Origin of the sequence: Streptomyces colwelliae (assembly GCF_048158785.1) — a bacterium.
Taxonomy (GTDB): domain Bacteria; phylum Actinomycetota; class Actinomycetes; order Streptomycetales; family Streptomycetaceae; genus Streptomyces.
The window spans coordinates 1-9,806 of the sequence record NZ_JBLTJC010000376.1 but is presented as its reverse complement, the minus strand read 5'-3'; the positions used below and the strand labels follow the sequence as shown (position 1 = coordinate 9,806).

General features: G+C 69.7%; 10 protein-coding genes. 5 read left to right on the top strand and 5 right to left on the bottom strand.

The annotated features are described in order from the left end of the window. A partial coding sequence (locus ACNFOC_RS44440) for a type ISP restriction/modification enzyme (RefSeq protein ID WP_416964695.1) occupies window positions 1-410 on the top strand: 410 nt, incomplete at its 5' end. A gap of 91 nt (window positions 411-501) precedes the next feature. Here ACNFOC_RS44440 and ACNFOC_RS44435 read toward each other — a convergent pair. After that, window positions 502-1,224, bottom strand: coding sequence for a TetR/AcrR family transcriptional regulator (locus ACNFOC_RS44435; RefSeq protein ID WP_416964694.1), 723 nt, complete (start codon window positions 1,222-1,224; stop codon window positions 502-504). 63 nt (window positions 1,225-1,287) lie between these two features. Between ACNFOC_RS44435 and ACNFOC_RS44430 the strand changes: the two genes are divergently transcribed. Then, window positions 1,288-2,232, top strand: a complete 945-nt coding sequence (locus ACNFOC_RS44430; RefSeq protein WP_416964693.1) for an efflux ABC transporter ATPase subunit, DrrA-related — start codon at window positions 1,288-1,290, stop codon at window positions 2,230-2,232. Further along, entirely contained in the window at window positions 2,229-3,011 is a 783-nt protein-coding gene (locus tag ACNFOC_RS44425) for an ABC transporter permease (RefSeq protein ID WP_416964692.1), read from the top strand. Before ACNFOC_RS44430 ends, ACNFOC_RS44425 begins: the two co-directional genes overlap by 4 nt. Window positions 3,012-3,015: 4 nt before the next feature. Here ACNFOC_RS44425 and ACNFOC_RS44420 read toward each other — a convergent pair whose 3' ends face one another. Next, entirely contained in the window at window positions 3,016-4,647 is a 1,632-nt protein-coding gene (locus ACNFOC_RS44420) for an amidohydrolase (protein ID WP_416964691.1), read from the bottom strand. 83 nt (window positions 4,648-4,730) lie between these two features. Here ACNFOC_RS44420 and ACNFOC_RS44415 point away from each other — a divergent pair, with 83 nt between their 5' ends. Beyond that, window positions 4,731-5,939 carry a CaiB/BaiF CoA transferase family protein gene (locus ACNFOC_RS44415; RefSeq protein ID WP_416964690.1) on the top strand — a complete coding sequence of 403 codons (1,209 nt, stop codon included), beginning with the start codon at window positions 4,731-4,733 and terminating at the stop codon, window positions 5,937-5,939. 42 nt (window positions 5,940-5,981) lie between these two features. Here ACNFOC_RS44415 and ACNFOC_RS44410 read toward each other — a convergent pair whose 3' ends face one another. From ACNFOC_RS44410 to ACNFOC_RS44400, 3 genes are all read right to left on the bottom strand, one after another. Beyond that, the gene (locus tag ACNFOC_RS44410; RefSeq protein WP_033286328.1) at window positions 5,982-6,248 is read right to left on the bottom strand and encodes a hypothetical protein; all 267 of its coding nucleotides are present in this window, start codon (window positions 6,246-6,248) and stop codon (window positions 5,982-5,984) included. 126 nt (window positions 6,249-6,374) lie between these two features. Further along, on the bottom strand, window positions 6,375-7,214 hold the full coding sequence (locus ACNFOC_RS44405; RefSeq protein WP_416964689.1) for an anti-sigma factor: 840 nt from the start codon (window positions 7,212-7,214) through the stop codon (window positions 6,375-6,377). Further along, a complete protein-coding gene (locus tag ACNFOC_RS44400) occupies window positions 7,211-7,753 on the bottom strand; it encodes a sigma-70 family RNA polymerase sigma factor (protein ID WP_366321662.1) in 543 nt (180 codons plus the stop codon). Before ACNFOC_RS44400 ends, ACNFOC_RS44405 begins: the two co-directional genes overlap by 4 nt. 229 nt (window positions 7,754-7,982) lie before the next feature. Between ACNFOC_RS44400 and ACNFOC_RS44395 the strand changes: the two genes are divergently transcribed. Further along, window positions 7,983-9,524, top strand: a complete 1,542-nt coding sequence (locus ACNFOC_RS44395; RefSeq protein ID WP_416964688.1) for a DUF4331 domain-containing protein — start codon at window positions 7,983-7,985, stop codon at window positions 9,522-9,524. Window positions 9,525-9,806 lie beyond the last annotated feature (282 nt).

The following is a 9,806-nucleotide window of genomic DNA, read 5'->3' as shown; positions in this document are numbered from 1 at the left end:
CCCTCCCCCTCACCCTCCACTACGACCGCGACGAGGAGACCCTCCACCTCGACGAGGGCCGCATCTCCCCGGTACCGCCCGAGTCCTGGGACTTCGAGGTGAGCGGGGTACGGGTACTGGAGCAGTGGTTCGCGTCCCGAACGGCGGAGGCGGAACCGGGCACGCTGACGGCGATCCGCCCGACGACCTGGCAACAGACGTGGACGTCGGAACTGCTGGAGCTGATCACGGTGTTGGCGCTGTTGGCGGAACTGCGGCCGCAGCAGGAGGAGTTGGAGGTGACAGACCCGATCACGGCGACGGAGCTGCGCAAGGCGGGCGTCCTACCGGCACCGGAGTGGACCCGTCACCCCGCATCCGTCCTGGACCATCACGAGGAGGGCCCGGAAGGCCAGTTCGCTCTGATCTAGGGCCACCTGCAACCCCCTAGGGGCGCGGGGCTGTATTTGATATGCGGCTCCGCCGCGTGGGCGCGCCCAGCCACAACGCACCCGCACCCGCCTACGCCCCATCCCCCCGCGGCGCAAACGCGTCCAACACCTTCTCCAGCGCCATATCGAACACCGCGTCCAGATCAATCGGCCCCGGATCCTCCATGAACGCCGCAGCCATCCGCGGATAAGCCCCACCCGCGATCTGACTCCCCAAGTACGCGATCCGCACAGCGTTCTCCTGCTCCTCCGACCACGGCAAGGACCGCGACCTCTCAGCAGTCGCCAACTCGTTCGTCACGTACATCGTCACAACCCCGTTGAGCAGCCCGACGAGTTGCATCTTCATGCCGTAAGTCGCCTCGACCGGATCAAGACAGGCGAGGCAGTGCTCCAGATACCGCAACGCATTGGGGCTGAAGCCATACACCGGTGACATCAACCGCGGCAGCCAGGGATGCCCGTGCATCAGCGTCCGCGTCTGGTGGGCGACCCGGATCATGTCCGCCCGCCAGTCCCCCGACGGCTCCCACTCCTCGTGCTCGCCGCTGACCGCGTCGACCATCAGCTCGTACAGGTCCTCCTTGCGGGGGACGTAGTTGTACAGCGACATCGTGCCGCAGCCCAGTTCGGCCGCGACGTGCCGCATGGAGACCGCGTCCAGCCCCCCACCGTCGGCGATCCGCACGGCCGCCGCCGCGATGTCCGCGCGGCGGAACGCCGGCTTCGGCCCCCGCCCCGCACGCTCGGGGCGCGCCCAGATCACTTCGGGTACGGCCGCTCGGTCCGCCATTGATCATCACCTCGATCACCATCCTAGTTACGTACACCGTACGTAGTGCGCTATGGTCAACCCATGACTACTACGTACGCTGTACTTAGTGAAGGTCTGGAGAAGCGCTTCGGCGCTGTGCACGCCGTGCGCGGGCTGGACCTGGCGGTGGCGCGGGGCACGGTCTGCGGAGTCCTCGGGCCCAACGGCGCGGGCAAGACCACGGCCGTACGACTGCTCACCACGCTGCTGCGGCCCGACGCGGGCTCCGCGCGGATCGCCGGGCACGATCTCGTCCGGGAGGCTTCGGCCGTACGGCGCAGGATCGGCGTCACCGGGCAGTACGCGTCGGTCGACGGCGACCTCACCGGCCGGCAGAACCTGCGCCTGTTCGCGCGGCTGCACCGGGTGCGGGAGCCTGCGGAGCGATCCGGAGAGCTGCTGGACCGCTTCGGTCTGGCCGAGTCCGCCGACCGGCCCGCGTCCACCTACTCGGGCGGGATGCGCCGCCGCCTCGATCTGGCGGCGAGTCTCATACGACGCCCCGACGTGCTGTTCCTGGACGAACCGACGACCGGGCTCGACCCTGCCAGCCGGAACCGGATCTGGGACGCCGTTCGGGACCTGAAGAGGGAGGGTACGACCGTGCTGCTGACCACGCAGTACCTGGAGGAGGCCGACCAACTCGCCGACGACATCGCCCTGGTGGACAGGGGCCGGGTCGCGCACAGCGGTTCACCGGCCCAGCTGAAGGCGCTGATCGGCACGTACGCCGAGGTCGTCGTCGCGCACGCGGACGCTCTCGCGAAGGCGGCCGGGGTCCTGGACCAACTCACCGGCGCCGAGCCCTCGTTCGACCACGAGCGGAACTCCGTCGGCGCGGTCACCGGCGATCCGACGCTCACCCTCCCCCGGCTCGTGCGCGAACTCGACGCGGCGGGCGTGCCGTTGCTCGACGCGAGCATGCGACCGCCGACGCTCGACGACGTGTTCCTCCGCCTGACGGACAGCAAGGAGCCCGTGGCATGAGCGCCTTGGCGTACGACGGCACCGCGATGCTCGGCAGGCAGCTGCGCCGGGTGCGGAACAATCCGGCGCTGGTGATCCTCACGCAGACCATGCCGATCACGATGTTGCTGTTCTTCGGGTACGTCTTCGGCAGCGCGCTCGCGATGCCGGGTGACGCGTACCGCTCCTACCTAGTCCCCGGCCTGCTGGTCGCGACCGCCGCCAACGGCATCATGACGGGCATGTTCCAGGCGGCCCAGGACTCGCACCGGGGCGTGACGGACCGCTTCCGCACCCTGCCGATGAGCAGGGCGGCCGTACCCCTCGGACAGGCGACCGCGGATCTGGTCGTCACGGCGGCCGGTACCGTGCCGTTCCTGCTGGTCGGTCTCGCGGTGGGCTGGCGGATCGAGGGGTCGGCGCTCCAAGCCGTCGCTGCCGTGGGCCTGTTGCTGCTCTTCCGGTTCGCCTGCGCCTGGGTCGGCATCCTGCTCGGACTGGCCTCCCGCAGCGAGGAGGCGGCCGGTCAGCTCGGCAGCGCGACCTTCATGCTGCCGCTGCTGTCCAACGCGTACATCCCGACCGACCGGCTGCCGGGCTGGCTGCGCACCCTGGCCGAGTGGAACCCGATCAGCGCGGTGACCACGGCCCTGCGGTACCTGTTCGGCAACTCCCCCGTGCCCGAGGGCGCCGCCTGGCCGGTGGCCCATCCGATCGCCGGGTCGCTGGCCTGGTGCGCCGCGCTGATCGCGGTGTTCGCGCCGCTCGCCGTACGCAGGTACGCGCGCGGCGACCGGTGAACCGCTAGTACTGAGGCGGCAGTTCGGGGCCCAGCGACGAGAACTTCTCCTGGGACACCACCCTCCGGGGCGGCCAGGTGATGTTGTCCGGTGGCCAGGTCTGGCCGGTCCGCTCCAGGAACCACTCCGGCGGTTCGTACATGGGCGGTTCGTAGCCGTCGGGCAGGGCCGTCCGCCATTCGACGCCCTCCGTGCGCTGCTTGAACTCGTCCTTGACCGCCTTGAGTTGTTCCGGCTGGGTGAGCAGGTCGATCGCCGTCGCCGTGAGATAGCGGGCGGCGGCGATGACGGTGGCCCGGCCGGGTGCCGCCGCCGCGCAGGACGTGAGGGCCCAGGTGTGCAGCTTGCTGCCGATGGGGGCGAGGGCGGCGCCCATGGAGACGGTCGGTACGTTCCAGCTGATGTCGGCGACGTCCGTCGAGCCGCCGCCGAGGAACACCGGGTTGGGCGGGGCGAGTTCGGCGATCTCGGTGTGCATTCCCTGCTGCGGCAGCCCGAGCGACTCCTGGAGGTCCCGCGCCAACTGCTGTGCCTCCTCGGTGAATTCGGGCGGGCCGAGCTGTCGCATGTTGTCGTACATCAGCTCCGCGAAGGCCCTGGAGGGGAGTTGGTTCCAGCAGGCGGCGGTGACGCGGTGCCGTACGGACGTCCGCGAGGCCTTCGCCGCCGCCTCGGAGACGGCGATCACCTTGTCGAGGAGGACCTGGACGCGGGCGGGGCTGCCCTCGCGGACGTAGTAGCTGATCTCCGCGATCTCGGGGGTGACGTTCGGGATGTCACCCCCGTTGTTGATCACCCAGTGGAGGCGTCCGCTCGGCGCCACGCTCTCCTCCCGCAGGAACTCCGACAGGGTCGCCATCATCACGGCCGCGTCCAGCGCGCTCTTGTTGCCGAGGGGATGGCCGCCGTGACCGGCCACGCCCAGGAAGGTGAACGTCACCGCCGTCATCGCGGTGCCGCTGCCCCAGCCGGTGGCGTTGGAGGTCGAGGGGTGCCAGTCGAGGAAGGCGTCGAGGCCGTCGTAGACGCCCTGGCTGACCGCGTAGGTCTTGCCGATCAGGTTCTCCTCGGCGGTCGAGCCGAAGAACCGTACGGTGACGGGGAGTTGGTGCCGTTGCGCGGCCTGCGCCACGGCCGCCGCCGTACCGAGGGCACAGTGACCGCAGCCGTGACCGGGTCCGTAGCCCGGCGCGAACGGATCGTGGACGTACTCGCGCGGGTCGTGGTGGCCGACGCCGCTGTGCTGCGAGAGGCCGGGCAGCGCGTCGTACTCGCCGCTGAAGCCGAGGACGGGGCCGCCGGTGCCGTACGAGTAGGTCGCGGTGAAGGCGGTGGGGAAGCCTGCCGTGCCGAACTCGACCTGGAATCCGGCCTGTTCGAGGAAGGCGGCCTCGGCGAGGGACGACTTCCACTCACGGAGGCTGAGTTCGGCGTGCTCCCAGATCTCGGAGTTGAGGCCGGTGATGCGGTCCGTGTGCTCGGCGATCCAGTCCAGCGCGGCCGTCTTGGCGGGGGTGTCCCGGGCCAGGCCCGTGGGCGGGACGTAGGTGGGGACGGTGGTGTGGGCGGAGGCCGCCATCACCGGGTCGGTGGCGGTCGTCGTCTCGTGTTCGTGCTGGTCGTGGGGGTCACACACGTGCGCCTCCGGGAGCGGCGAGGATCGGTGCATCGGCCATACGAATCATGCTCCCCACATGACAGGGGTGTCAGGCGCGGGACATGATCCCCGGCATGGAGTCCTTGCCGCTGCCCCTGGAGGGCATCACCGTCGTAGCCGTCGAACAGGCCGTCGCCGCGCCCTTCGCCACCCGCCAACTCGCCGATCTGGGCGCCCGGGTGATCAAGGTCGAGCGGATCGACGGGGGTGACTTCGCGCGCGGCTACGACAGGGCGGCCGACGGCCTGGCCTCGCACTTCGTGTGGTGCAACCGGGGGAAGGAGTCGATCGCCCTCGACCTGAAGGACCCGCGCGGACTGGACGTCGTACGGCGGCTGATCGCCGACGCGGACGTGTTCGTGCAGAACCTCGCGCACGGGGCCGCCGCCCGGCTCGGGCTCGACGCGGCAACCCTGTGCGCGGCGCATCCGCGGCTGGTCGCCGTGGACATCTCCGGATACGGCCCCAGCGGCCCGTACGCCGACAAGCGGGCCTACGACATGCTCGTGCAGTGCGAGGCGGGGCTGGTGTCGGTGACCGGGACGCCGGAGCAGCCCGTGAAGGCCGGGATTCCGGCCGCCGACATCGCGGCGGCCATGTACGCCTTCTCAGGCGTGCTCGCGGCGCTCGTGCGCCGGGGTGCGACCGGGCGCGGTGGGCCGGTGGAGGTGTCGATGCTGGACGCGCTCGCCGAGTGGATGGGACATCCTCTGCACCACGCGATGCACGGCGGAACTCCCCCGGCGCGCACGGGACTTGCGCACGCCGTCATCGCGCCGTACGACGCCTATCCGACGGCGGACGGCGGGCGGGTGCTGCTGTCGGTGCAGAACGACCGGGAGTGGCGGCGGCTCGCCGAACAGGTGTTGGGGCGGCCGGAGTTGGGGGTGGATCCCGACTTCGCCACCAATGCTGCGCGGGTCGTGAACCGGGAGCGCACCGACGCCCTCGTCGGTCAGGCGCTGGGTGGGCTCGGCGCCGACGAGGCAGTGGGGCTGCTGGAGCGCGCCGGTGTGGCCTGCGCGCGGCTCAGGGACGTACAACAGCTGGCGGAGCACCCGCAGTTGGCGGCCCGGGAGCGGTGGCGGGTGGTGGGGTCGCCGGTCGGGCCGCTGCGGGCGCTGCTGCCGCCGATCACCTTGCCGGGCGGGGGCGAGGCGCGGATGGGCGACGTGCCCGCGCTCGGGGAGCACACCGCGGCGCTGCTGCGTGCCGTGGGGATGGCGGACACAAAGATCGCAGCACTGCGCCGGGACGGTGTGGTCGCCTGAGCGCGGGCCCCCGGGAACTCCCCGGGGGCGCCGAGGAGTTGCTCAGCGCCCGCCGAACAGCGAACGGCGCAGCCTGCGCAGTGGCGCGAAGAGCTTGACGCGGCTCACTCGGGTACCTGTGGCACTGCGTTCCTGCGTGGTGTCACGCGAGGTGAGCTCACGCATCAACGAGGTCGCCTCTGCCGTCTCGCGCTGCGGGACGACAGGGCCGCCCAGCACCGAGAGATGGCGGTCGAGGCGCGAACTCGTCGCGCTGCTCCCGCACGTGATCGCAGGGACCCTTGCCCTGCTGCGCACTATCTGTTCCATGTCACTCCCCACCCGTACGAGTCCACCCGGCCCGGGCAGGGTAACCCTATCGCCCCAACCGGGCACTCGTGTATCGAGGTCTCAGGATTCACCTTCCCCGTAAGGGTGTTGACGACCCCTCCTTGATTACTCTCCGAATCCAACCGATTTCAGGGCGAGTTGGACAACTGGCTGAGTTGTGGGCTGCACTGAGCCGCCGTCGGGCTCGACGGTCACTGCGAGTGATGTTGCAGTTTTGTCGAGTCCGCTGGTGACCAAGGGCGTGTCGTCCTTGAAGAGCCCGAGGGAGCGCGGTTGCACATCGGGGCGCATCAGCCACAGTTGATGCACGCGCCCGCTCGGCAGCGCGTCGTATCCGCTCAGGGTGACGACCGCGCGCCCCTCCGAGGCGGAGGCGATCACGCCGATGGACCGGCCCGCGGTGTCCGCGCCGGTGGTCGCGCGGGCGTCGGGAGCTGCGAGAACGTGGGCGATCTCACGTGCCTGCGCCTGCTCGGCGTTCAGTTTGTCCTGGGTCTGGTTCGCCTGCACCGCGAACAGCGAGGCCACGACGAGCGCGGCGGCGGCTGTCGCGGTGGCGAACGGCACGAAGAACGGCCGCCGTTGGGGTGCGCGGGCGCGCGACGCCTGCGGCTGTGTGCCCCACACATGTGCCGGCAGCCGGGGTGTGTACTCCCGCGCCTGTGGTTCCCGCACATGTTCCCGCAGCGGTCCGGCTTCCTGCGGAGTCTGCCGTACGGCGGCCAGCACCCGATCGCGCATGGCGAGCGGCGGCTGGGCCACCGTGGACCAGGCGAGGCGGACCGCGTCCTCGGTCATGGCCCGCACCTCCTCGGCGCAGCGGTCGCAGCCCTTGAGGTGCTTCTCGAACTGACGGCGCTCGCCGGGTTCGAGGGCGTCGAGGGCGTAGGGGGCGGCGAGCGAGTGGAGATCCCCCCGGCCGAACAGTCGGGCGAGGATGCTCATGCGACACCTCCCAGGCAGTCGCGCAGCCGGGTGAGTCCGTCACGCATGCGGGTCTTGACCGTGCCCAGCGGCAGCGAGAGCCGCTCGGCCACTTCACGGTACGTATAGCCGTCGTAATAGGCGAGGGTGACGGACTGCCGTTGCAGGGCGGTGAGGCGGTCCAGGCAGCGGCGCACCAACTGCCGCTCCAGCCCGGCCTCGACCTCCTCGGTCACCTGGTCGAAGGCGGGGTGGTGGGAGCGCCGGGCCTCGCGCTGCTCCCGGTCGACGGCCGCGCGGGCGCTGCGCACCCGGTCGACGGCCCGGCGGTGGGCGAGGGTGAGGACCCAGGACAGGGCGCTGCCCCGGCCGGGGTCGAAGCGGGCGGCGGACCGCCACATCTCCAACAGCACCTCCTGGGCCACCTCCTCGGACTGCGCCGGGTCGCGCACGACCCGGCGCACCAGTCCGAACACCGGCCCGGACACCAGTCCGTACAGCTCCTCGAAGGCCCGTTGATCACCTGCCGCCACCTGCACCAGGAGCTCGTCGGCCTCCACCCGTCCCCCACTCTTCGACCGCACGCGGCCCATCCCCTCATCACATCCCGTCACACGAGGCGTTCGTAGCGAACACCTCTACGGATGGGTTACGGATCAGCTTGCCCAAAACGCGGGTCAAGGGACGGATTGGAAGGCGCCAAAAAAACTTTTCAGGTTTGACCAATCCGCCCCGGCACCTGCTCCGAATCCCGATGCGTCAGGCAAGTTGGCACTGAGGACGGACGGCATGACACCTATCTCCAGGAGCGGTGCGGGACGCAGGAAGCTCGCGGCCCTCGTATGCGGCGCGCTGGCCACCGGGGGGCTCGCAGCCGCCGGTACGGCCGCGCTGGAACCGGGAGTGGCCTCGGCCTCCTCCCACCGTGAGGCCCCCCTCATCTCGGGGACCCCGCAGTACGACAACACGGACCTGTACGCGTTCGTCAGCCCGGACAAGCCGGACACCACGACGATCGTGGCGAACTGGATACCGTTCGAGGAGCCCGCCGGCGGCCCGAACTTCTACCAGTTCGCGGACGACGCCCAGTACGACCTGCACATCGACAACAACGGTGACGCGCTGGACGACTTCGTCTTCCGCTACACGTTCAGCACGCAGATCAAGAACAAGAAGACGTTCCTCTACAACACGGGTCCGGTCACCAGCCTCACCGACCCCGACCTCAACATCACGCAGTCGTACGACATCGAGCTGATCAAGCTCAAGAAGGGCAAGGCGGTCTCCGAGACGAAGGTCGCCGACGACATCCCGGCGGCGCCCTCGGACGTCGGCGACGCGTCGATGCCGGACTACGCCAAGCTGCGCTCGCAGGCGATCTACAAGACGACGAACGGCGGCGCGACCTTCGCGGGCCAGGCCGACGACCCGTTCTTCGCGGACCTGCGCGTCTTCGACCTGCTGTACGGCGGCAACCTGAGCGAGGTCGGCAACGACACCCTCAAGGGCTACAACGTCAACACGATCGCCCTCCAGGTGCCGAACGACCTGATCCGGCAGTCCAAGTCCCGCCCGACCGTGGGCATTTACTCCACGACCCAGCGCAAGAACGCGAAGGGCTACTACACGCAGGTCTCGCGCCTGGGCAACCCGTTGGTCAACGAGGTCGTCAACCCGCAGAAGGACAAGGACAAGTTCAACGCGTCCGAGCCCAAGGACGACGCGCAGTTCCTGAAGAACGTGACCGAGCCCGAGATCCCGAAGCTCATCGAGTCGATCTACAAGATCAAGGCGCCGGCCGAGCCGCGCAACGACCTCGTCAGCGTGTTCCTCACGGGGGTCAAGGATCTCAACACGGAGCAGCCGTACGCGAAGCCGTCGGAGATGCTGCGCCTCAACACCTCCATCAAGCCGGCCGCGCACCCCAAGCGCCTCGGTGTCCTGGACGGCGACAACGCGGGCTTCCCGAACGGGCGTCGGCTCACCGACGACGTGATCGACTCCGCGCTCCAGGTCATGGAGGGTGAACTGGTCGGTTCCAAGAACGACTTGGGCGACGCGGTCGACAAGAACGACAAGGGCTTCGAGAAGTACTTCCCGTACGTCGCCGAGCCGACCACCGGTTCACGCGGTCCGCTCGCCAAGGGCACGACCAGCGGCAGCGACGTCAAGAACCAGCTGGGCGACGCGTTGCAGCCGGCGGGTTCGTCCTCCGGCACGGACAACATGATGCTGATCGTCGCGTCGGCGGCCTCCGGTGTGGCCGGAGTCCTGCTGATCGGCGCGGGTGTCGCGTGGTGGCGCCGCCGGATGAGCTACCGCCCGTACTAAACCCCCCTCGGACTGGCGCGGCCCGCACAGCTTCTTCCCCCACGGTGCGGGCCGCGCCACCCCACGTCTTCACCTTCCTTGAGCAGTACGGCACTTGCCCCACGTATCCACATGTATCCGCCGATCCACGGAACCACTGATCCACCCAGGCGATGGAGGAAACGGCATGGCCCCGCGCGAGAACGACAACAAGCCGCCGGAGGGCGAACACGGCGAAACGCCGGTGTCGGTGCCTGTACCCGCGGCGGCGGAGCGGGAGTGGGAGCGGCTGTGGGAGCAGGG